This is a genomic window from Flavobacterium rhamnosiphilum (assembly GCF_004349195.1).
Classification (GTDB): Bacteria; Bacteroidota; Bacteroidia; order Flavobacteriales; family Flavobacteriaceae; genus Flavobacterium; species Flavobacterium rhamnosiphilum.
Genome location: NZ_SMLG01000014.1, coordinates 49297 through 73591 on the forward strand (window position 1 = coordinate 49297; position 24295 = coordinate 73591).

Sequence of the window (24295 nt, forward strand, 5' to 3'; positions counted from 1 at the left end):
AAGAATAGAAAAAAGAAAGCTTTTTATGGAAATAAATTTAATAGCGTAATTTGAAACATATAAGAAATATAAGTTCATATCAGTTTCACTATTATTAAATGGGGGATTGTTAAAATAAACAAATCAAACAAAATTTTGATTGATAGGGTTTTAAAGTAAGTTTTGGGTGTTAAAATTATAACGAGCCAATTTCTTAAATGAACTTATATTTCTTATATGTTTAAAAAAATGTATGCCACATATTGATTTAACTAATATAATTCCAAATGTTTTTCTTCTTGGTCATTTCGATAAAAACTGCTCTCAAAGCAGCATGTTCCGGTTTTTGCATTCCAGCATCTTCCTTAAGTAATTTCAAAGCATAATTTCTGGCTAAAGCCAAAGTATCTCTGTCTCGAACCAAATCGGCAATTTGAAGATTTAAAACGCCGCTTTGTTGGGTTCCCATTAAATCTCCCGGACCACGAAGTTTAAGATCGACTTCGGCAATTTCGAAACCATCGTTCGTTTGCACCATCGTTTCCATTCGGGTTTTACTGTCAGAACTCAATTTATGACTCGTCATCAGGATGCAATAACTTTGCTCCGCACCACGCCCCACGCGACCGCGAAGCTGATGCAGTTGCGATAATCCAAAACGTTCCGCACTTTCAATAATCATCACACTGGCGTTGGGAACATTCACGCCGACTTCAATTACGGTTGTGGCGACCATAATATTGGTTTTTCCTTCCGAAAAGCGTTTCATTTCAGCATCTTTATCCGCCGGTTTCATCTTTCCGTGAAGTATGGAAATCGAATATTGTGGCAACGGAAAATCTCTGGAAATACTTTCGTAACCGTCCATTAAATCCTTGAAATCCATTTTTTCCGATTCTTGGATTAACGGATAGACAATATAAATTTGCCTTCCCAAAGCGATTTCGTCCCGAAGGAATTTCCAAACCTTTAGTCTGTTGCTGTCAAAACGATGAACGGTCTGAATCGGTTTTCGTCCCGGAGGCAGTTCATCAATCACCGAAATATCTAAATCCCCGTACAAACTCATCGCCAAAGTTCGGGGGATAGGCGTGGCGGTCATCACCAAAACGTGAGGCGGAATCACATTTTTCTTCCACAATTTAGAGCGCTGTTCCACTCCAAAACGGTGTTGCTCATCAATAACAGCAAGCCCTAAATTCTTAAATTTTACTTTGTCTTCCAGTAAAGCATGCGTTCCGATGAGAATGTGTAACGTGCCGTTTTCCAGTTCTTCATGGATAATTCTGCGTTGCGCTATTTTGGTGGAACCCGTTAGGATCCGAATGTTGATGTCTGATGTTTGTGCTAATTCAGTTAAACCAATAAAATGCTGGTTCGCCAAGATTTCCGTGGGCGCCATCAAGCAGGCTTGGAAACCATTATCAAGTGCCAAAAGCATGCTCATAAAAGCGACAATTGTTTTTCCGGAACCTACGTCGCCTTGCAGCAATCGGTTCATTTGGGCGTTGCTACCCATGTCAGTTCGGATTTCTTTGATGACTCTTTTTTGGGCATTCGTCAGTTGAAAAGGCAAATGATTCTGATAAAAATCATTGAAATATTCGCCTACGGTTGCAAACGGATGTCCTTTTATTTTATGTTTCCGAATCAGGTTTTTAGTTATTAATTGCAACTGAATAAAGAACAATTCTTCGAAGATTAATCGGAATTTGGCTTTCGCCAAAACGTCTGCGCTTTTTGGAAAATGTATGTTGAATAAAGCCGCTTTTTTAGGAATCAGCTTGAGTTCGTTGATTAAATAATCTGGTAGAGTTTCTGTGAACAACGCTTGTGTTTCCAGAAACAATTGCTGCATCAGTTTATTAATCACCCGATTCGAAATCCCGCGATTTGTCAAGGTTTCTGTCGAAGGATAAACGGGTTGCATCGCAGAACGCAGACTTTGTTCGTGCTCGGTCATCAATTCAATTTCCGGATGCGCCATATTGAACGCATTTCCAAAAGAAGTGCATTTCCCGAAAATTACACAGATTTCATTGAGCTTTAAACTTTCCCGAATCCATTTGTGACCTTGAAACCAAACGAGTTCCATTTGGCCCGTATCATCCACAAAAGTCGCGACCAATCGTTTTTGGTTTCTGCCAAATTCTACGGTTTTGATATTGATGATTTTACCGATAATCTGAACTTCGGCAATATTATTCTGTAGTTCGTTAATCTTGTAATACCGTGTTCTGTCAATGTATCTGTTTGGAAAAAAATTAACCAAATCCACGTACTTATAAATTCCCAATTCCTTACGCAACAATTCGCCCCGATTGGGACCAACGCCTTTGAGGTATTCGATGGGAGTTAGTAGGAGGTTTTGCATTTAGATTTTTTTTGGACACGGATGAAACGGATTTGCAAAAGCAAAAACGCAGATTAAAACGGATTTTTAATTTGATGGAGCGAAGATAGTTTTTTGTTTGGAAATTTGGAAATGGGAATGTTTGGAAATAGAGTAAGAAAATTTGTATATTTGAAACTTACATTCGGTTACTATACTTACAATAAAATTTATGAAAAACGGTGAAATAACAGAAATACTCAGGAATAATACTGATGATAAATTAAATATTTATCTATCAGCTTTATTGGCAAAATGTAAAGACATTGAGAAAGAAAATAATTTAATAGCTCTTATAATGCTGATTTTAATTTTACTTTTCTATATGGCCGACATTTCGCAAACAGATAGCATACAAATTGGTCCTTTATCTATTAAAGATATAAATTCTATAAAGATTTTTATTCCGTTAGTCTTTGCTTTTTTAATATTTAGATATATTCTAATAAGTGCTCATAAAGCAGAATTGCATAAAATAATTAAAGTATTTACGATAGATTTTTTCAGCTTTAAAGATTCAACTCAATATGATGCTTTACATATGGACGATTTTACAAGAACAATACTTCCCTTTTCTATTTATGGAGAACTTGGGAATTTAAGTTATAAAGGAAAATCAAAATTTGGATGTTTTGGAGCTATTCTAATTTTTCCGATAAGTGGTCTTGTATTAGTTCCTTTTATTCTTGAGTTTATATGGATTAAGAAATTTATTATAGATTTTTCAACATTAAATTTCACACAAAAATCATCTGTGATTTTAAGCATTTGGATTTTAGCAATATCACTTTATTATTTTGTGCATAATATGATTATTGCGGTCAAGGAAAACAAATAAATCTTGATTATTATAATTTTCTTACTTCATGTTATGTTTATCGGAATTTGTGTATAATTATACAATAAAAATTCTTTCCAGATATATTATCTTCACAAAACAAAAAGCTTTAAAAAATGAATGAATTAGAACATCCTCTTGAAAGAACTAAAATCTCTGAGAAAGATATTTTTTTTAAATTATTGATATCCCCAAGAGAAGCTTTTAAATTTATAAATGATTACAAATATGAGAAACATTTGTACATTTTATTATTTCTTGCCGGTATGGTTAGAACTTTTGATAGAGCTTCCACGAAAAATATGGGTGATAATTATTCCATTTGGACGATAATAGCAATTTGTGTAATTTTCGGGGGGCTTTTTGGCTGGATTACTTATTATATCTATTCTGCATTGATAAGTTGGACTGGTAGTTGGATGAACGGAAAGGGAAATACGCAATCCATTTTAAGAGTTTTTGCATATGCTTTTTTTCCATCGATTTTTATTTTAATATTACTGATACCTCAAATTGCAATTTATGGCAATGAACTTTTCAAATCAGATAATGACTTGTATAATTTGGTCTCGACGGAAAGTATTGTATTATATATTATCCTTTTTGTTGAGTTTGCACTTGGAATTTGGTCGCTTGTATTGTGCGTAATTGGAATATCAGAAGTACAGAAATTATCTATAGGTAAATCAATCTTAAACTTATTATTGCCTGCAATTTTATTTGTTTTTATTATTTTGGTTTTAGTTTTTCTGTTTCAAGTTATAGATTAGCTAGCGTGGTTTTATTTAAAACCAGCATTTTTAGATAAAGCATTTACATTTAGGTTAAAATGGGAATTTTGACTTAAACACAATATCTTCGCAAAAATAAAAAAGCTTAAATTAATGACAACTCATCTCGCATTGCTTCGCGGCATAAATGTTTCCGGTCACAACATGATAAAAATGGAGGCGCTGAAAACGACTTTGGAAGCCATTGGTTTTCAAAATGTGCTAACTTACATACAGTCTGGAAATGTTTTTGTGGATACAGAAGAAGAAAGTCCTGCAAAAGTTGGTTTTCTAATCAAGCAGGAAATTTTCAAGGTTTTTGGTCATGAAGTGCCTATTGTGGTTATTGCCAAAGAAGACTTGGAAGCGTGTTTCAAGAACAATCCTTTCTTGAAGGAAAAGGACATTGATATCAAAAAGTTATACGTAGCGTTTATTTCTACGACCTTGCAAAGTACCAGCATGAATGATTTGAAAATAAGCCAATTCAAGCCGGATGAAGCCAGTATTGATGCCAGCAGAATTTTTATTAAATACGCTGTTGGAGCCGGAAAGACCCGATTCGACCAAAAATACATCGAGAAAAAACTGAATGTTACCGCTACAATCCGCAATTGGAATACGGTGACACAGTTGCTGAAACTCTACGAGGAAAGATAAGTAAAGCACTTCGCAAGTAAAAAAATAAGCCGCAGATTCTCAGATTTTTAAAATCAGTGAATCTGCGGCTATTGATTTATAAGTAACTGCAAACCGATAAATAGTATCAATTTAAGTGACTGTTTGACTTTAGAAAAAAAAAATATAATTTGACGCAACCTTTTGTATAATGTCTCATCTACATATTATCTGTAAAAACTGATATATGAAAAATCTTGTTATTCTTGTTGCTTTTCTTTCTGTTTTTAGTTCTTGTTCAAAGGATGATGCTGTAACAATGGATAGCACTGGTTATTATGGGAAATGGACTTTGGTCTCGATGTCGGGTTCTATTCCTAATTCTGAAACTACGGGCGCAGCAATGGAATGGCAGGAATTTTATTTGTTCAACACTAACGGAACATTTACAAAATCCAGAGAAAGAAATTTGGTTAAAACTTCGATTTCGGGAACCTACACGACTACAACTCAATCAGACGGAATTTATTTTGAATTAACATATCCCAATGACAGCGAACTTATAGGCAACTGTTACGGAAATCTAAAAGAAGTGTTGTATTTGACTGTCAATAATTCCTTGTCCAGTACTTGGAAAAGCTGTGACGGTCCAGGATTAGAATACAAAAAGTAAATTATAAGTGCTTATTAAAAACCATTTTTCATAAAATTTAGTTTTGGTTAATTTTAGAATGATGAAGCACTTTTGCTAAAGAGTACTCAGAAGTTGAAAAACTTTTGGTGCTCTTTTTCTATTTTTAAACGAATAAAAGAATCAGTCTTTCAATAAAAATATTAGTTTGTACACACAAAAAAATTATATTTACGTACTAATTAATTCATTCAAAACCTCGTCTTTATTTTGCAAAACTCTAATATTTTAGCGCTATGAATTTAAAACTTTCTTTTGTTTTTACGGTGTTTTTTGTTTGTGTTTCAATAGCACAAAACGGAAATCCAAACGATTATTTGTCGGCTCAATTCCATAAAGAGCGCAGAGAAGCCTTGCGTGCTAAAATGCCTGAGAATAGTGTGGCGGTGTTTTTTGGAAATCCCATTCGGAACCGAGCCAATGATGTGGATTTTATCTACCATCAAGATCCTGATTTTTATTATTTAACAGGATACAAAGAACCCAATTCAGTTCTGGTTATTTTTTCGAACAATCAAACCAATAAAGACGGAAAATCATTCCATGAATTGCTGTATGTTCAGGAAAAAAATCCAAGAGCGGAACAATGGACAGGAGTGCGTTTAGGAACAGAAGGCGCTAAAAAAGAGTTAGGTTTTGAAAATGCTTTGAATGGGGCAGCATTTTTAAATTCGGGGATTGATTATGTAAATTTTGACACTGTTTTTTTTAAAGAATTTGAAGAAGATACCCGAAATTCGAAAAATGAGAAAGCCGATTTATACAAATTAATTGGAGCGTTTAAATCCCAAATTGGTTATAACGAGAAAGTAATTCCACAACCGGATTCGAATTTACAAAAGGAACTAGGGCTTAAAAAAAGTATTAGCGCAAAAAAAGCGACTATCGATACCCAATCGATTTTGACGTATATGGCGAGTTTGCGCGAGAAAAAATCCAAAGAAGAGTTGGTTTTGTTGACAAAAGCCGTTCGGATTTCGGCAATGGGACAACGTGAAGTAATGAAAGCGATGCATCCCGGAATGTCTGAAACGGAAATACAGGGAATTCACGAATTTGTCTATAAAAAGTACGGCAGCGAGTTTGAGGGTTATCCGTCAATCGTGGGTGCAGGGAACAACGGTTGTGTGTTGCATTATATTGAAAACAGTAAAATGAAAGTCGAAAATGATTTGGTTTTGATGGATTTAGGAGCGGAATATCATGGCTATACTGCTGATGTAACCCGAACAATTCCTGCTAATGGAAAATTTTCTACTGAACAAAAATTAATTTATGATTTGGTTTATGAAGCTCAAGAAGCGGGAATTACTGCCGCAAAAGTGGGAAATAGTTTTAATGCGCCGGATGATGCTGCTCGTAAAATAATCAGTGCCGGTTTAGTGAAATTAGGAATTGTTAAAACAGAACAAGAGTCCAGAAAATATTTCCCGCACGGAACTTCGCATCACATTGGGTTAGATGTTCACGATCCGGGTTTGTATAATGCTTTTGAAGCTGATATGGTTATTACAGTTGAACCGGGAATTTACATTCCTAACGGTAGTGATTGTGATAAAAAATGGTGGGGAATTGCGGTGCGAATTGAAGATGATATTTTGATTACCACAAATGGGCCCGTAAATTTATCTGGTGAAGCACCAAGGAAATCAAATGAAATTGAAGCTCTTATGAATGAAAAAAGTGTTTTGGATACTTTTTCTGTGCCAAGTTTGGATTAGCAATTTCTTTCAGATTCTATAAAAATGAAACTCCGTTGTCTTATGACTTCGGAGTTTTTTATTTAAATTATTTTTGAACCAGATCACAATACCAAAATCCAAAATCAAATGCATCAGAAGCACTCGTGTCGCAAGCGGTATCCGAGGAATCTTCTTTTTCTGGTTTTTCGTATTTTCGGTACACGATTTCACCAATTTCAAAATTAATTGGTTTCGAGAAAATAGGACCGTCAAAAGTGAATGTATGAAATTCGCCGTTTTCGCCACAAACATCTACATTTTCAGGTAAATCATTGATGAAATCTTGGTCGATCACGCGACCAACGAAGCTTTTATCCAAGAATCGTTCGTTGACACAAACCACAATCGTTTTAAAGCCTAAGCCTATAAATTCTTGAATGATTTCGTGAGTTGGGATTTTCCAAAGTGGAAAAACGCCTTCGAAACCTATTTCGGCTAATTTATCTTCGCGGTATTTACGCAAATCTTCCAGAAAGATATCGCCAAAAATAGAATGCGTTACGCCTTGTTTTTTTAGTTTAGCCAATGTTTCGCGCATCACATTTTCATAGACTTCCATCGTGGGCATTTCGGGAATTTGCATGATTTCAAGCGGCAATCCGATGCTTTCGGCTTGTTGTTCCAATAATTCAACTCTAACACCGTGCATCGAAATACGTTGATACTGCTGGTTTACGCTGGTGAGTAAACAGGCAATTTCAATTTCGGGATTTTGTAGGGTTTTATATAAGGCTAGCGCAGAATCTTTTCCGCTGCTCCAATTAAATAGGGCTTTCTTTTTCAATGTAGTTTTCTTGTGATTTTCTGGAGGTAAACTTACAAAATTTGTCGGATTAGTTTGAGAAACCTTTGTAACTTTGGGAATCGCAGCATTAAATGCCCTAATAATGAAATACCTATTCTTTTTTATTTCCACGTTTACATTCGCCCAACAAACCCAATTTGTTGATTTTAAATCGGTTCTGGGGAAAATAGTTGTAAATTCGATTGAAAAAACAGTTTCTGGCGCTATCGATTATGATTTTGACGTTTTGAAATCTATTGATACCATTAAAATTGATGCTCAAAATATGGAATTTTCTGATTTAAAACTGAACGGAAAATCAATTAATTACATCAATACACAGAAACAATTACAAATTATTTTTCCGTTTAAAAAAGGAAAAAACAATCTGACTTTTCAGTATTCGGCAAAGCCAAAGCAAACGATATATTTTATTGGTTCAGAAGCAAATGATAATGTGCAAATTTGGACACAGGGACAAGGAAAATATACCAGTCATTGGTTTCCGAGTTTTGATGATGTGAATGAAAAAGTGGTTTTCAATTTGAATGTCGTATTTAATAAAGACTATCAGGTAATTTCAAATGGAACGTTGAAATTTAAATCAGGACTTGATGGACTTTCGGTTTGGCAATACCAAATGCAAAAACCAATGAGTTCTTATTTATTGATGCTTGCCATCGGTAAATTTGAAAAAAACATCCAAAGATCAAAATCTGGAATTCCTTTAGAAATGTATTTGGAGTCAAAAGACGTTGCCAAATTTGAACCAACGTTTCGCGATTCAAAAAGAATGTTTGATTTTTTAGAAAAGGAAATAGGAGTGAAGTTTCCTTGGGGAATTTACAAACAAGTTCCTGTTCGGGATTTCTTGTATGCCGGAATGGAGAATACATCAGCAACGCTTTTCAACACGCGTTTTGTGGTCGATTCTGTAGGTTTTGAGGACAGGAGTTACACGAATGTCAATGCGCATGAATTAGTCCATCAGTGGTTTGGAAATTCAGTCACTGCCGAAAGTGGAAAACACCATTGGTTACAGGAAGGTTTCGCCACTTATTATGCGTTGCTAGCCGAAAAGGAAATCTATGGAGAAGATTATTTTTATTCGAAATTATATGAGTCGGCGCAACAACTGAAATTTGCTTCCCGAACGGACACCATTCCCGTTTTGAATGCCAAAGCCAGTTCATTGACTTTCTATCAAAAGGGCGCTTGGGCACTTTTTGTTTTACACGAAGAAATAGGCGATAAGGCATTTAAAAAAGCGGTAAAAAACTATTTGAAAAAACATGCGTTTCAGAGTGTGAATACACCAGATTTCTTTGCTGAAATCAAAAAAGTATCAGATTATAATTTGGATAATTTTAGTAAAGTATGGCTTGAAACAACTGTTTTTAATACCCAACAAGCCAATAGTTTATTGGTTAAAAACAAATCAATTCAGATATTGTTTGAAGTAGAGAAATTAAAAAATAAACCGTTGTTCGAGAAAAAAGATTTTTTAAAAAAAACTCTCCAGTCTGAGGTGCATTTTACGGTAAAAGAAGCAATAGTAAACCAATTGAAAAATGAAAAATTGGAAGATGTAACGAGCCTTTTTATTTTAGCTTTAGAAACTAAAAGTATTCCAGTTCGTCAAGCGGTTGCAGCATCATTAAATGAAATTTCGGAAAGTTTTAGAGCCCAATATGAAACTTTATTGGATGACAAATCCTATCAAACACAAGAACTAGCGTTGTATAATTTATGGAATAATTTTCCGGAGCAACGCATTCAATATTTAGATAAATCAAAAACCTGGATGGGTTTCAATGATTATAATTTAAGGACGTTGTGGCTGACACTTGCCTTATCGACGCCCGATTATACGGTAGATAAAGTAGCATTGGCAAACGAATTAATACAGTATTCGTCCATAAATTATGAAGCGAATACAAGGCAAAATGCTTTGGAGAAATTGCTTACTTTCAAAATAATAAATGATGTCGTTTTGGGAAATTTGGTAAATGCAACTACGCATCACATGTGGCAATTCTCGAAATTTGGTAGAGATAACATTAGAAAATTATTGAAAAATCCGGAAATGAGAGTTTCTTTGGAAAGAATTGTTCCTGATTTAAATGAAGCCGAACAGTTTCAATTGAATCGATTGTTGAAGGAATAGGAATATATGTCAATTACAAACATAATTTCTTGTGGTCTTTTTTTAACTTTAATGAACTTATATTCCTTACATGGTGGCAAATACAAACCATGTAAGGAATATAAGTTCATTAAAGAAATGGTGTTACTATTCTACCACAACTGACCCACTTCGTTTTTGATGTAAGCCAATGCAGCATTACTCGGGGATTGTTTTTCCATCAAATCACTTAAAAGTACTTCACGTAATTTATCGGCATTGTCCACACGATCACTCATATTGGCTTTTCGAATCATTTGTATTGTAGCATTTTTTGCCGTGACAATAATGGTCCAACATTCATCTGACATGTATATTTGTTGGGTTAAATTGTGTTCAAATTCTTGTTCGATTTGTGTAATTATCAGATTTTCATAATCGTTTTTATCGTTAGAAATTGGAGCAATCCGAATTAATAATTTAGTTGGATTGATGCGTTCCATGTATAATGACATGCGCTCATATGCTTGTAAACGCAAGGGTAACGCATTTTTTTGAGCTTCTTTGTTCAATAAATAACGACGTCTTCCTTCTTCGTTTTTGGTATGGAGATCAAAAAAATAATAGGCAACAAGACCCGTAACAATTGCCGGTAACGTATAACTTAGTAATTCTATAATTTTTGTAGTATCCATGTTTTGATATAATTTAAAAAGCAAAAATATACTTTTTTGGCTATAAATCAATTCCATTTTAATAGCAATAAATCAATACGAATGGTATTTTTGCCAATCACTACGGGAATAATAAATAATTAGTTAAATGGAAACCTACATATTAGTTTTACTTTGTTTAGCTGCTTTTGCTGCAGGATTTATAGATGCCATTGTTGGTGGCGGCGGTTTGATACAAACACCTATGGGGTTAATTTTATTGCCGAATCTTCCAGTTTCAACCGTTATTGGTACGCTAAAAGTTCCCGCTTTTAGTGGGACTTCGTTTGCGGCCTATCAGTATCTTAAAAAAGTGGACATGAACTGGAAATTGCTGGCTATCATGATGCTTTTGGCATTTCCTTCGGCATTTTTAGGTTCTACTCTGTTGACGTATGTGAGCAATGATTTCATGAAGCCGTTATTGCTGGTCGTTCTTTCTTTTTTAGTGATTTATACCTACGCCAAGAAAAATTTTGGGCAACATATAGAGAAAAATCATTCTTCGAGAACCCAAATTTGGAATGCTATTGGAATCAGTTTTGTTGTTGGTTTGTACGATGGATTTATTGGCCCGGGAACCGGAAGTTTTTTGGTGGTGGCTTTTATTGCCATTATGGGATTCGATTTTTTGCATGCTTCCGCAAATGCCAAAATGGTGAATCTGGCGACTAACTTTGGTTCTATTTGTCTTTTTATTTTAAAAGGAAAAATAATTTGGGCGGTTGCATTGCCTATGGCTGCCAGTAATGCTCTTGGCGGTTGGATTGGTGCTAAATTAGCCATCAATAAAGGAAATAGTTTTATTCGGATTTTCTTTTTGGTTGTGGTTGTCGGTACTCTAATTCGTTTTGCGTACGATGTCTTTTTTAAAGATTAGCAACTTTGCTAATGACTTTATAGCAAGTGAATTTTTGGTTAAATCAGAACTCATTATGATTGTAATTTAAACCTGTTTTCTAAATCTTAAATTCTTATTTTTGCATAATAAATTTAAATTTCTCCATGCATAAATATATCGATCAACTCAACGAAGCCCAACGTGAACCTGTTCTTCAAAAAGACGGGCCAATGATTATCATTGCTGGTGCGGGCTCTGGGAAAACGCGTGTGTTGACTATTAGAATTGCTTATTTGATGAATCAGGGGGTTGATGCTTTCAATATTTTGTCGCTTACGTTTACCAATAAAGCGGCACGGGAAATGAAAACCCGAATCTCTCAGATTGTAGGCGCAAGTGAGGCAAAAAATCTTTGGATGGGAACATTTCACTCGGTTTTTGCCAGGATTTTACGTTCCGAAGCCGATCATTTGGGATATCCTTCGAATTTTACGATTTATGATTCCCAAGATTCATTGCGTTGTATTTCCGGGATTATCAAAGAAATGCAATTGGACAGAGATGTGTATAAACCAAAACAGGTTTTAAGCAGAATCTCCAGTTATAAAAATAGCTTGATTACGGTAAAAGCCTATTTCAACAATCCCGAATTACAAGAAGCAGATGCGATGGCTAAAAAGCCAAGATTAGGGGAGATTTATCAAAATTATGTTGATAAATGTTTTAAATCCGGAGCGATGGATTTTGATGATTTGTTGTTGAAAACCAATGAATTATTGACTCGTTTTCCGGAAGTTTTAGCCAAATATCAAAACCGTTTCCGATATATTTTGGTGGATGAGTACCAAGATACGAACCATTCACAATATTTGATTGTTCGTGCTTTATCGGATAAATTCCAGAATATCTGTGTGGTGGGCGATGATGCGCAAAGTATTTACGCATTTCGAGGAGCGAATATCAACAACATTTTGAATTTCCAGAAAGATTATGAAGGCGTGAAAACCTTTAGACTGGAACAAAATTACCGTTCGACAAAAAATATAGTGGAAGCAGCAAATACCATTATCGATAAGAATAAGGTAAAGCTGGATAAAATAGTTTGGACTGCGAATGATTTTGGTCCAAAAATAAAAGTGCATCGCAGTATGACCGATGCCGAAGAAGGGCGTTTTGTGGCCAGTACGATTTTCGAACAAAAAATGCAAAACCAGCTTAGTAACGGCTCTTTTGCAATTTTGTATCGTACCAATGCACAATCCCGTGCGATGGAAGATGCGCTCAGAAAAAGAGATATTCCGTATCGAATTTATGGTGGTTTGTCTTTTTATCAAAGGAAAGAAATCAAGGATGTATTGTGTTACTTGCGATTGGTTATCAACCCAAAAGATGAAGAAGCTTTGGTTCGTGTAATCAATTATCCGGCTCGCGGAATTGGAGATACAACAGTCGAAAAACTTACGATTGCAGCCAATCACTACAAACGTTCCATCTGGGAAGTGATGCAGAACATTGATAAAATTGACTTGAAGCTGAATTCGGGAACCAAACAAAAATTACAAGATTTTGTAACGATGATTCAGAGTTTTCAGGTAATTAATGAAAATCAGGATGCATTCTACATCACCGATCACGTTGCCAAAAAAACAGGATTGGTTCAAGAATTAAAGAAAGATGCCACTCCGGAAGGGATGGCAAAAATTCAAAATATAGAGGAACTATTAAACGGTATCAAGGATTTCACCGAAGGGCAAAAAGAAATTGATGGGGCTCGTGGCGCCTTGTCTGAGTTTATGGAAGATGTGGCTTTGGCAACAGATTTAGACAAAGATACCAGTGATGAGGATCGCGTGGCCTTGATGACGATTCACTTGGCAAAAGGATTAGAATTTCCTCATGTTTTTGTGGTGGGAATGGAAGAAGATTTGTTTCCGAGTGCAATGAGTATGAGTACGAGAAGTGAGCTCGAAGAAGAGCGTCGTTTGTTCTATGTGGCCTTGACACGTGCGGAGCATCAAGCGTATTTGACGTATGCACAATCGCGCTATCGCTGGGGAAAATTGACTGACAGCGAACCTTCCCGATTTATTGAGGAAATTGACGCACAGTATTTAGAATATCTAACACCGGCCGAATCAAATTACAGGTATAAACCAATGATTGACAGTGATATTTTTGGAGATGTGGATAAATCTAGATTGCGTCTGGCAAAACCAGCAAATGGAACACCACCTCTAAAACATACTACCGATAATGAACCCAAATTGGATATAAATATTCGTAAATTGAAACCTGTATCGAATACTGCAACTTCAAGCGGTAGTGCGAATTTGTTTGATAATAAATTAGTTTCCGGAAATATTGTAATGCACGAACGTTTTGGTAAAGGCGAAGTTTTAAACCTTGAAGGAGTGGGAGCAGATAAAAAAGCCGAAATCAAATTTGAAGTTGGTGGAATAAAGAAATTATTGTTACGCTTTGCGAAACTGGATATTATAGGATAGTACCAAGTGGTCAGTTTTTCAGTGTTCAGTGACAGTTTGAGTAAATCTAAAATCTGATGACTGAAGTTTTAAATAGGAAATCAAAAATCGTTAATCAAAAATCTTAAATCCGATGGCTCAATTTATAAAAATATACGAAGACAAACCTAATGAAGCGGCAATTGCCAAAGTAGTTAAGGTTTTAAAAGACGGTGGGTTGGTAATTTATCCAACGGATACTGTTTATGGTTTGGGTTGTGATATTACCAATACCAAAGCTTTAGAACGTATCGCAAAGATTAAAGGGATAAAGCTGGAAAAAGCTAATTTTTCCTTTATTTGTCACGATTTGAGCAACTTATCCGATTATGTAAGACAGATTGACACGTCCACTTTTAAATTATTAAAAAGAGCTTTGCCGGGACCTTATACATTTATTTTACCCGGAAATAATAATCTACCAAAGGAATTCAAAAAGAAAACTACTGTCGGAATCAGGGTTCCTGATAATGCAATAGCATTAGAAATTGTGAAGTTGCTAGGGAATCCAATTGTTTCCACTTCTATTCACGATGATGATGATGTGATTGAATATACGACTGATCCGGAACTTATTTTTGAGAAATGGCAAAACCTAGTTGATATGGTTATTGATGGTGGTTATGGTGATAATATTGGGTCAACAATTATTGATTTATCGGGTGATGAACCTATTGTAGTGAGAGAAGGTAAAGGAAGTTTGGATATTCTTTAATTAGTATTCAGTCCCGAAGAGTCGGGATTAGTGTTCAGTAAAAAACATAAAAAAAACGTCTTGATTTCTCAAGACGTTTTTAGTTCAAATTATATTTGAATTATGGTCTTTGTTTTTTCATCTCTTTTTCAATCATGTCGTAGAACTGATCGATTTTAGGTAAAACAACAATACGTGTTCTTCTGTTACGTGCTCTGTTTTCAGCAGAATCATTTCCTACTAAAGGAATGTATGAACTTCTTCCTGCTGCAATCAATTGTTCCGGTTTAACACCTAATTGAGTTGTTAATACACGGATGATAGAAGTAGAACGTTTCACACTTAAATCCCAGTTGTCCAATAAAATACCTGAACCGTTATAAGGAACATTATCAGTATGACCTTCAACCATACATTCAAAATCCGGTTTGTCATTTACTACTTTAGCCACTTTAGCTAAAACACCTTTTGCTTTATCAGTTACATCGTAACTTCCTGTTTTAAACAACAATTTGTCAGCAATAGAGATAAATACAACTCCTTTTTCAACATTTATTTCGATATCTGGATCAGAAATTCCTACAGCGCTTTTCAAACTAGTAACTACAGCAAGTGTTACACTGTCTTTCTTAGTTAAAGCATCTTGCATTCTGCTGATTTTTAAATCTTTTTCTTTGATAGATTCTAAAGCTTTTTCAATATTTTCTGCTCCTTTTGTAGACAAGATAGTCATGTCTTTAGAAGTACTTATCAATCCTTGGTTTTGCTCTTTTAATAGAGATGCAGTAGCTGAAAGTGCTGCTTTTTCTTCTAAACAAGCATTTAATTTTACTGTTGCAGTATTTAATAAGTCTTGAGTTTCTTTATTTCTAGCTTCTAAATCAGTGTATTTCTTTTTAGAAACACATGAAGTCAATAGCGCTAATACAGATAAGGCAATTACTATTTTTTTCATAAATGGTATTAATTTAATTAAATGTTAAAGACAAAGTTACTTTTTTATATTTGTTTTGTTCTAAATAAATCGTTAAAAACAACGATTTTCTTAATAAAATAGATGTAAACGATACTTTTTGTGTTATAGTATTTTTGTTCTTGAAATTTAGTTCTTTTTTTATAATGATCTAAAAATAGTCTGTAAAAAGAAAAATGGGCTTTTAATATTGCTACAAAATGATTGAATTTTCCTTTCATAAGAAATTGTATTCCAGCAATTCCATCCAGAACCATTCTGCCTAAAAGAATTGGATACAATTTATTTTTAGGAAGGTTTTTTGTCAGCATCAATAAGGAGTTTCTAAAATTCAAAAACGTTTTTTTCGGGTTTCCCTGCTGTAAAGTCGCTCCGCCAACATGATACACTACCGATTCCGAAATGTATTTTATTTTATATCCTTTATTGAAGGCACGCCAACACAAATCAATTTCTTCCTGATGTGCAAAAAAAACATCATCAAAACCATTTAATTCTTTATAAACGGCACTTCTAATAAAAAAACAAGCTCCGGTTGCCCAGAATATTTCACAATTATCATCGTATTGTCCATTATCTTTTTCTAAAGTGTCAAAAATACGCCCGCGACAATAGGGATATCCATATTGATCTATAAAACCACCGGCGGCACCAGCATATTCAAAGTATTCTTTGTTTTTAAAGTCGAGTATTTTAGGCTGAATTATGGCAGTATTTGGCTCATTTTCGAAAGTTTTAAGAATGGGTTGCAACCAATTTTCTGTCACTTCAATATCGGAGTTGATTAAGGCATACAGTTCAGCGTCAATATGCTTCAACGCTTCATTATATCCATCTGCAAATCCTAAATTAGTGTCGTTTTTTACAATCTTAACTGAAGGGAAAAAAGATTTCACGTAGGAAATGGAATCATCTGTAGAAGCATTATCAGCAACATACACTGTGGCTTCCGGAGAATATTTCAGCACCGAAGGCAAAAATTTTTCTAACAATAAAATTCCATTCCAATTCAGGATGACAACAGCTATTTTCATTTAGATTGTTTGATTATACGATTTTATACATTGGTAATTCGGGGAGGAATTGATATTTTTCATTTTCAAAATCCATTTGGCAAAAGTAATGATTCAATCCATTGGTTACCATCAAAAATTCGGACTTCATTGTCATATTGTATCTTGCAATTTGGTCGAAAGTCGCTTGTGCAATTTTTACTTCTGGCGCTTTGCATTCGATTAAAATGAAAATGGAACCATCTGAATTGAAAACCACAACATCGTATCTTTTGCGCAAGCCATTGACTTTTAAAACTTTCTCTACATTGATCAATGATTTTGGGTATTTTTTTTCTTCCAATAAAAACTGGACCACATGCTGACGAACCCATTCTTCGGGAGTAAGAATGATAAATTTTTTCCTGATTTCATCAAAAATGGAGACTTTATTTTCGCTATTTTTGAAACGAAAATTATAAAGTTGAAAATTGAGTTTTTGCATGAAGCAAAAATATAAAATAAGTTTAAAGTTTGGGGTTTAAAGTTTTGAGTTATTTAGAACATCGAGACCGAACACTGCAACTGAATACTGAACACTATAAAAATGGACGAGGTTATAAAAATTGTAAATGATATAAAAAGCGGGAACATCAAACCAATCTATTTTTTGATGGGTGAAGAGCCGTATTATATTGACAAACTTTCAGATTATATTGAGGAAAAAGTTTTATCCGAAGAGGAAAAAGGCTTCAATCAAACCGTTTTATACGGAAGAGATGTTTCTATAGAAGATATCATTTCGACCGCAAAACGCTATCCGATGATGGCAGAGCGTCAAGTGGTCATCGTAAAAGAAGCCCAAGATTTAATCAGAACCATAGACAAACTGGAAAGCTATGCTGATAACCCAATGGCTACAACGGTTTTAGTTTTTTGTTATAAATACAAAACGCTTGATAAACGTAAAAAAGTAACCAAGTTATTGGCAAAAAACGGTGTCGTTTACGAAAGTAAAAAGTTATATGAAAACCAGGTAGGAGAGTGGATTAAACGTGTTTTGTCAGGTAAAAAATATTCGATTGAGCCTAAAGCAAATGCCATGTTGGTAGAATTCTTAGGAACGGATTTGAGTAAAATAAACAATGAACTGGAAAAATTGCAAATCATCCTGCCGGTTGGAAGCACCATAACTCCCAAACATATTGAGGAAAACATAGGTTTCAGCAAAGATTTTAATGTATTTGAATTGCGAAAAGCACTTGGCGAACGAAACCAGTTAAAAGCCTATACTATTGCTGAAAACTTTGCCCAGAATCCAAAAGACAACCCAATGGTGGTAACCACAAGTTTGGTTTTTGGTTTTTTTATCCAATTACTGAAATACCACGGTTTGAAAGACAGAAATCCAAAAAATGTGGCGGCAGTATTGGGCGTAAATCCATTCTTTTTGAAAGAATATGATGTGGCTTTAAAAAACTATCCAATGAAAAAAGTGAGTCAAATTGTTGGTGCTTTAAGAGATATTGATGTAAAAAGTAAAGGTGTTGGCGCTAATGCGATGTCTCAATCCGATTTGTTACGAGAAATGCTTTATAAAATATTTAATTAAAGGACAAAAATTTCCGATATTTGCACTCCCATTCCGAGACTTCGGAATCGGGATTAAAATAAATACCACAATTATGGGAATGAATAAAAACACTATTTTAGGTTGGGCAACTTTGATAATGATTGTAATGGGTTTATTGCTGATCGCATTAGGCGCTTTTAGATACGATGATGTCGCAGGTTGGGGATTTGGAGCTGTAGGTGTTGGTTTTTTGGCTAATGCGTGGGTTTTTAGTTCGCTTAAAGGCAGACTTTAATAGTTCTTTTTAAATGTTAACACGAGCTTGAAAGAGCGAATAGACGAAGTAATTTTAAATTTTAAATTAAAAAAAATGGCAGACGATAAAAAAGTGATATTCTCAATGTCAAAATTGAGTAAAACGTATCAAGGAGCAGATAAACCAGTACTTAAAAACATCTATTTGAGTTTCTTCTACGGAGCAAAAATTGGTATTTTGGGTTTAAATGGTTCCGGAAAATCTTCTTTATTGAAGATTATAGCTGGTGTTGATAAAAATTATCAAGGCGATGTTGTCTTTGCACCGGGTTATACAGTGGGGTATTTAGAACAGGATCCTATTTTAGATGATAGTAAAACCGTTATCGAAATTGTAAGAGAAGGTGTTGCCGAAACGATGGCTGTTCTAGACGAATTCAACAAAATCAATGATAGTTTTGGCTTGCCTGAAGTCTATGAAAATGCTGATAAAATGGAGCAATTGATGGACCGTCAAGCGCTTTTACAAGATAAAATTGATGCATTGGGTGCTTGGGAAATCGACACCAAACTAGAAATAGCGATGGATGCATTACGTACACCGGAAGGCGATACGCCAATCAAGAATTTATCTGGAGGAGAACGTCGTCGTGTGGCTTTATGTCGTTTGTTATTGCAACAACCTGACGTTTTACTTTTGGATGAGCCTACGAATCACTTGGATGCGGAAAGCGTTCTTTGGTTAGAACAACATTTAGCACAATACTCAGGAACTGTTATTGCAGTAACGCACGATAGATATTTCTTGGATAATGTTGCCGGTTGGATTCTTGAACTAGACAGAGGTGAAGGTATTCCTTGGAAAGGAAACTATTCTTCTTGGTTGGAACAAAAATCAGGTCGTATGGCACTGGAAGAAAAAGTAGCTTCAAAACGTAGAAAAAACTTAGAACGGGAGTTGGACTGGGTTCGTCAAGGTGCCAAAGGGCGTCAAACGAAACAAAAAGCACGTTTGCAGAACTACGACAAGCTTTTGAATGAAGATCAAAAACAGTTGGATGAAAAACTGGAAATTTATATTCCGAATGGTCCGCGTTTAGGTACCAATGTAATTGAAGCTAAAGGCGTTTCTAAAGCATTTGGCGACAAATTGTTATATGATAATTTAAATTTCACTTTGCCACAAGCAGGAATTGTTGGAATTATCGGACCAAACGGTGCCGGTAAATCAACTATTTTCCGAATGATTATGGGTGAAGAAAAACCGGATGCTGGAGAATTTTTAATTGGAGATACCGTAAAAATCGCTTATGTCGATCAAGCGCACTCTAATATTGATCCTAATAAGTCAATTTGGGAAAACTTCTGTGATGGTCAGGAATTGATTATGATGGGCGGACGTCAAGTGAATTCACGTGCTTATTTAAGCCGTTTCAATTTTGGTGGAAGCGATCAAAACAAAAAAGTAGCTACACTTTCTGGAGGGGAACGTAACCGTTTACACCTTGCCATGACTTTGAAAGAAGAAGGAAACGTACTGTTACTGGATGAGCCAACGAATGATTTGGACATCAATACGCTTCGTGCATTAGAGGAAGGTTTAGATAATTTTGCAGGTTGTGCCGTAGTAATTTCGCACGACAGATGGTTCTTGGACAGAATTTGTACGCACATTCTGGCTTTCGAAGGAAACTCTGAAGTGTATTATTTTGAAGGTGGTTTCTCTGAATATGAAGAAAATAAAAAGAAACGTTTGGGTGGTGATTTAACTCCAAAACGATTGAAATACAGAAAGTTAATTAGAGGTTAAATTCTAATTTAATTTAATAATAGCAAGAGGATGTCCATTGGTTATCCTCTTTTTTTGCGCTATTTTTTTATTTTTTTATCGAAATTCATCATAAGGAAAACTGCGGCAACCAGTCCTATGATTACTAAACCGAATACAACAATCATTATAAATGAACCGTTATCCCAAGAAAAAAGTGAAGTGTCTTTCATGATTAATTAAATTTAAGATTGTCCAAATTTATACTTCCTACAAAATAAAAGGTATGATAATTATCATAATTATTATTTTATTCTAAAAACTTAGCTTGGAGCTCTTTTGTGGGAATCAGGCAAGTTTCCTTTTTTCCATACCATTTGTAGCGATTCTTAGCGATATAATCGTAAATATGGTTATTTAGTGAAGTTGGTACTATCGAGAATAAAGCGCCGAAATAGAATATTCCACCTAAATCTTTTGCAATTTCCAAAACGGCTTCTGATTTGTAATAATAAGCAAAACCGGGCTGATACAGAATAATACTATCCGTTTTACTTGTGTCAATTCCCAAGTGCTTGATGATTTTTTGACCTAAATCAGATTGTAAAGCTACAAACCTGAAAACATCTTTTGTATCATGCTTAATAATCATTTGTACTGCCGAATCACACAGATTGCAAACGCCATCAAAGATGATTATTTTTTTGTCTTTAGGAATATTGAGCATTTTCTTGTTTTAAATTTTTATTTTTAGGAATATTTTTAAATATCACTGAATTTTTTCATAACATTACTCCAAAGAACTATTTTTCCATTTGATTTAGTTGGGAAATTTTTATCTATATACTTTTTTAATGTGATTCCTTTTTCGTCTGTAATAAACCACATTATTTTTTTTCCATCTTTTGAATCAGAAATAAGCATTGTTTCATTCCAAGTGTGATTATCTGATTTAAAATATATTATTACAGCAGTTTCTTTAGATTTATAGGGTATTAAAAAATATTTAAATTCAGAATTTTTTAGAGTTTCAAAATTTATCATTTCTGCACCAGTAAGTCCTACAATTCTCAAATCTAAACCGCTTACGGTTGAATAATCATCAATAACAACAACTTTTGCTTCTAAATTCGGTAATGCAAATTCCCCTTCGAGATGGACTAAAATTTGGAGTTGATTATCGTTAAGTCCCCCTCCGGTCCAAGTAGCTACTGGATAACTTCCGTTACCTGTTATTTGCTGAGTATTTTTATAAACATCATCTGAAACTTTACTAATATCTTTTGCTTTATTGTAAATGATATTTGAAATTTCACTAAGTTTTTCAGTGTTTGTCCTAAGTTGTGAGGTATTGTCTAAAATAAATTCGGAGCTTTTTTTTATGCTATCCAAAAGGATTCTATTCTTGTTATTTAAATTTCTGTTTAAATTATCAAGAGAATCATTTTTTAATGATGTAACTTCAAGTTGTTTATCACTAATGTTTTTATCTATAACGGGTAGCATTAAATATAAAAACCCAAATATAAGTGCTATTATATTACAAGTTTTAACCTTTAAATTAATTTTTCGGTTAAGTAAACAATCTATATTTTGTGCAATATATTGAGATACTAATACTATTAAAGCACAAAAGACCGAAAGAAGATACCACATATTCATTTATTTTAAATTTATTCTAACCTTACAACAAGAATGATTACCAATTTAATTTCAAATGGTTGCAGTGAGCGCTGAAAATTGAACAGTAACCACTACTTCTTAACCGCCTCAACGAATTCCAATTCGTCCAGACTCACTTTGGAAGTAAACACACCATAATTGACTACTGCTTTGTTCTTCTCAATCTTATCAATGCTTCCTACTGATTTTCCGTCCAGCATTCGGACACGATCACCTACTTTAAGAATAGCTTTTGGTTTTACAACTACTGGTTTTAGTTTTTTTTCTTTCTTTTCCTGGCGAATTTCTTCTACATGAACAGTGATTTCTTCAATAACTTCTTTTTTCTTCTCAATAATAGCTTTAGCCTCTTTTGGAGTGGCTTTTTTGCGTTTTGAATTTTCGATTTCAATGATTTTCAAAAATTCACCAAGCAGTTCTTTCTTATTCTTATTATTGAAATATTTTTCCGAGATGTCTTCAATTTTTTGACCAATGTAGATTGTTTTCTGGTTGCTGTCGTATAATTCCTGATAGCTTTCCAGTTTTTGCTTGATTTTTACATTGATAGTCTCCATTTTCTTGCCTTCTTCACGCGCTTTGGTTTCTTCTTCTTTTAGCGTTTGTGAGGTCTTCTCCATCTTAGAACGTTCTTTCTGAAGGGTTGCAATGGTTTTATCAAAACGTACTTTTCCAACTTCAATTTTCTTTTTCGCTCGATTGATTAAGCTGAAAGGAATTCCGTTTTTTAAAGCGACTTCAAACGTGAATGAACTTCCGGCTTGTCCCAAAGCTAATTTATACATAGGCTCTAATGATTTCTCATCAAAAAGCATATTGGCATTGGTGGCAAAAGGCAATTCGTTAGCCAGAATTTTTAGGTTTGAATAATGGGTTGTAATAATCCCGAAAGCTTCCCGATGGTAGAATTCTTCCAAGAAAATTTCGGCTAAAGCACCTCCTAATTCAGGGTCAGAACCCGTACCAAATTCATCAATAAGGAACATTGTTTTTCTATTGCACTTCTTTAGGAAATAGTTCATGTTCTTTAATCGGTAACTGTATGTACTTAGGTGATTTTCAATAGATTGATTATCTCCAATATCTGTTAAAATCCTATCGAATAAAAACGTTTCACTGCGTTCGTGTACCGGAATCAACATTCCGGATTGCAGCATTAATTGCAGTAATCCAACGGTTTTCAACGAAATTGTTTTTCCTCCGGCATTAGGACCCGAAATCACAATGATTCTACTTTCCTGATGTAACTCAATGGTCTGCGGATGCGTAATTTCGTTTTTTTGTTTGTTATTCAAATACAAAATAGGATGGTAGGCCTCTCTAAAATAAAGGCGGCGCTCTTCCGTAATTTTTGGCAAAATCCCATTTATTCTGTCGGCATATTTTGCTTTAGCGGCAATTACATCAATATCACTCAGGAAATCCTGATATTTGATTAACAGCGGTAAAAAAGGACGAATCTGATTCGATAATTGTTTTAATATTCGGGTGATTTCTTCTTTCTCCTCGTATTCTAAATTACTCAATTCACGGGAATATTGTAAAGTTGCTTCGGGCTCAATATAGGCGATACTTCCTGTTTTGGAACTCCCTAAAATCGATCCTTTTACTTTGCGACGGTACATTGCTAAAACAGCCAAAACACGCCTATTTTGCACAAAACTTTCTTTGATATCGTCTAAATATCCTAGTGCATTGTATTGTGTCAATGCTGATCCAAAACTTTGGTTGACTTTCCCACGTACCACGTTCATATTTCTGCGAATACTCAATAAATCCGGTGAGGCATTGTCTTTTATTTCACCATACTTGTCGACAATTTCATCGACCATCGTGATGATTTCTTTGGTCAGTTCGACTTGGTTTGCTCTTGCGTTTAAATTTGGATAATAATCCTCGAATTTTCTCAAAAAACTCAATAGGAAATTTACCGTTGAAGAAATAGTGGCGATTTTTCTAAAACTGCCCACTTCCAAGAAACTGTCTTCAATGTCCAGAAATTTTATCTCATGCGTGATGGCGTCAAAACCATGATTGGGAATGGCATTGTTATTTTGGAAAGACGAAACATATTCTGAGGTTTGCATTAATGCTTGCATCAATGTTTCCTTGTCTTTAAAAGGGGTGATTTCTAATGCTTTTTGTTTTCCAATGTCAGTATTACAAATTGTCGAAATGGTTTCGAGAACAGTTGGAAATTGTAAATCTTGTAATGTTTTTTCGGTGATGGATATCATTTTATGATCTAAGTTGTAAAGGTTCAAAGTTACAAAGATTCAAAGTGAAATGCATTAATTTTTTTAGTGGACTTTGCGAAAAACTTTGCGAACTTTACGGCAAAA

At 34.5% G+C, this 24295-nt stretch carries 22 protein-coding genes; 12 read left to right on the top strand and 10 right to left on the bottom strand.

What is annotated here, in order from left to right; genetic code table 11:
• Positions 1–247: 247 nt before the first annotated feature.
• The gene (gene recG / locus E0I26_RS14975; protein WP_131917252.1) at positions 248–2353 is read right to left on the bottom strand and encodes an ATP-dependent DNA helicase RecG; all 2106 of its coding nucleotides are present in this window, start codon (positions 2351–2353) and stop codon (positions 248–250) included.
• Between the two features lie 190 nt (positions 2354–2543).
• On the opposite strand from recG, the gene E0I26_RS14980 reads away from it, so the two are divergent.
• The 5 genes from E0I26_RS14980 to E0I26_RS15000 all read left to right on the top strand — a co-directional run bounded on the left by E0I26_RS14980 (position 2544) and on the right by E0I26_RS15000 (position 7009).
• Positions 2544–3209: a hypothetical protein gene (locus E0I26_RS14980; RefSeq protein ID WP_131917253.1), complete on the top strand. Its 666-nt coding sequence runs from the start codon at positions 2544–2546 to the stop codon at positions 3207–3209.
• Between the two features lie 116 nt (positions 3210–3325).
• Positions 3326–3979, top strand: a complete 654-nt coding sequence (locus tag E0I26_RS14985; RefSeq protein WP_131917254.1) for a Yip1 family protein — start codon at positions 3326–3328, stop codon at positions 3977–3979.
• A 114-nt stretch (positions 3980–4093) separates the two neighbouring features.
• Positions 4094–4639, top strand: coding sequence for a DUF1697 domain-containing protein (locus tag E0I26_RS14990; RefSeq protein ID WP_131917255.1), 546 nt, complete (start codon positions 4094–4096; stop codon positions 4637–4639).
• A gap of 205 nt (positions 4640–4844) precedes the next feature.
• Positions 4845–5270 (top strand): hypothetical protein, encoded by a 426-nt coding sequence (locus E0I26_RS14995; RefSeq protein WP_131917256.1) that lies wholly within the window; start codon positions 4845–4847, stop codon positions 5268–5270.
• 254 nt (positions 5271–5524) lie between these two features.
• Complete coding sequence (locus tag E0I26_RS15000) at positions 5525–7009, top strand: aminopeptidase P N-terminal domain-containing protein (protein WP_131917257.1); 1485 nt, start codon at positions 5525–5527, stop codon at positions 7007–7009.
• 67 nt (positions 7010–7076) lie between these two features.
• Here E0I26_RS15000 and E0I26_RS15005 read toward each other — a convergent pair whose 3' ends face one another.
• Positions 7077–7814 (bottom strand): Dph6-related ATP pyrophosphatase, encoded by a 738-nt coding sequence (locus tag E0I26_RS15005; protein ID WP_131917258.1) that lies wholly within the window; start codon positions 7812–7814, stop codon positions 7077–7079.
• A gap of 103 nt (positions 7815–7917) precedes the next feature.
• On the opposite strand from E0I26_RS15005, the gene E0I26_RS15010 reads away from it, so the two are divergent.
• A complete protein-coding gene (locus E0I26_RS15010; protein ID WP_131917259.1) occupies positions 7918–9981 on the top strand; it encodes a M1 family metallopeptidase in 2064 nt (687 codons plus the stop codon).
• A gap of 131 nt (positions 9982–10112) precedes the next feature.
• Here the strand turns inward: E0I26_RS15010 and E0I26_RS15015 are convergent, their stop codons facing one another.
• Positions 10113–10634 (bottom strand): DUF7935 family protein, encoded by a 522-nt coding sequence (locus E0I26_RS15015; RefSeq protein WP_131917260.1) that lies wholly within the window; start codon positions 10632–10634, stop codon positions 10113–10115.
• A gap of 127 nt (positions 10635–10761) precedes the next feature.
• Between E0I26_RS15015 and E0I26_RS15020 the strand changes: the two genes are divergently transcribed.
• The 3 genes from E0I26_RS15020 (at position 10762) to E0I26_RS15030 (ending at position 14730) form a co-directional block, all read left to right on the top strand.
• A complete protein-coding gene (locus E0I26_RS15020; protein WP_131917261.1) occupies positions 10762–11532 on the top strand; it encodes a sulfite exporter TauE/SafE family protein in 771 nt (256 codons plus the stop codon).
• A gap of 125 nt (positions 11533–11657) precedes the next feature.
• Positions 11658–13997, top strand: coding sequence for an ATP-dependent helicase (locus tag E0I26_RS15025; RefSeq protein ID WP_131917262.1), 2340 nt, complete (start codon positions 11658–11660; stop codon positions 13995–13997).
• 112 nt (positions 13998–14109) lie between these two features.
• Positions 14110–14730 (top strand): L-threonylcarbamoyladenylate synthase, encoded by a 621-nt coding sequence (locus tag E0I26_RS15030; RefSeq protein ID WP_131917263.1) that lies wholly within the window; start codon positions 14110–14112, stop codon positions 14728–14730.
• A gap of 100 nt (positions 14731–14830) precedes the next feature.
• On the opposite strand, the gene E0I26_RS15035 is transcribed toward E0I26_RS15030, so the two are convergent.
• The 3 genes from E0I26_RS15035 to E0I26_RS15045 are packed head-to-tail and all read right to left on the bottom strand — an operon-like array spanning position 14831 to position 17179.
• Positions 14831–15664 (bottom strand): OmpA/MotB family protein, encoded by an 834-nt coding sequence (locus tag E0I26_RS15035; RefSeq protein ID WP_131917264.1) that lies wholly within the window; start codon positions 15662–15664, stop codon positions 14831–14833.
• 44 nt (positions 15665–15708) lie between these two features.
• The gene (locus tag E0I26_RS15040) at positions 15709–16716 is read right to left on the bottom strand and encodes a glycosyltransferase family 2 protein (protein ID WP_131917265.1); all 1008 of its coding nucleotides are present in this window, start codon (positions 16714–16716) and stop codon (positions 15709–15711) included.
• A gap of 13 nt (positions 16717–16729) precedes the next feature.
• Positions 16730–17179, bottom strand: coding sequence for a type I restriction enzyme HsdR N-terminal domain-containing protein (locus E0I26_RS15045; protein ID WP_131917266.1), 450 nt, complete (start codon positions 17177–17179; stop codon positions 16730–16732).
• A gap of 102 nt (positions 17180–17281) precedes the next feature.
• On the opposite strand from E0I26_RS15045, the gene holA reads away from it, so the two are divergent.
• From holA to ettA, 3 genes are all read left to right on the top strand, one after another.
• On the top strand, positions 17282–18286 hold the full coding sequence (holA, locus tag E0I26_RS15050) for a DNA polymerase III subunit delta (protein WP_131917267.1): 1005 nt from the start codon (positions 17282–17284) through the stop codon (positions 18284–18286).
• 73 nt (positions 18287–18359) lie between these two features.
• Positions 18360–18542, top strand: coding sequence for a CAL67264 family membrane protein (locus E0I26_RS15055; protein ID WP_131917268.1), 183 nt, complete (start codon positions 18360–18362; stop codon positions 18540–18542).
• 75 nt (positions 18543–18617) lie between these two features.
• Complete coding sequence (gene ettA, locus E0I26_RS15060) at positions 18618–20312, top strand: energy-dependent translational throttle protein EttA (protein ID WP_131917269.1); 1695 nt, start codon at positions 18618–18620, stop codon at positions 20310–20312.
• A 59-nt stretch (positions 20313–20371) separates the two neighbouring features.
• Here the strand turns inward: ettA and E0I26_RS16680 are convergent, their stop codons facing one another.
• The 4 genes from E0I26_RS16680 to E0I26_RS15075 form a co-directional block, all read right to left on the bottom strand.
• Positions 20372–20503 (bottom strand): hypothetical protein, encoded by a 132-nt coding sequence (locus E0I26_RS16680; RefSeq protein WP_262712065.1) that lies wholly within the window; start codon positions 20501–20503, stop codon positions 20372–20374.
• 77 nt (positions 20504–20580) lie between these two features.
• Positions 20581–20997, bottom strand: a complete 417-nt coding sequence (locus E0I26_RS15065) for a thiol-disulfide oxidoreductase DCC family protein (RefSeq protein ID WP_131917270.1) — start codon at positions 20995–20997, stop codon at positions 20581–20583.
• A gap of 35 nt (positions 20998–21032) precedes the next feature.
• A complete protein-coding gene (locus E0I26_RS15070; RefSeq protein ID WP_131917271.1) occupies positions 21033–21926 on the bottom strand; it encodes a hypothetical protein in 894 nt (297 codons plus the stop codon).
• A gap of 98 nt (positions 21927–22024) precedes the next feature.
• Positions 22025–24190 (bottom strand): endonuclease MutS2, encoded by a 2166-nt coding sequence (locus E0I26_RS15075; protein ID WP_131917272.1) that lies wholly within the window; start codon positions 24188–24190, stop codon positions 22025–22027.
• Positions 24191–24295: the final 105 nt, after the last annotated feature.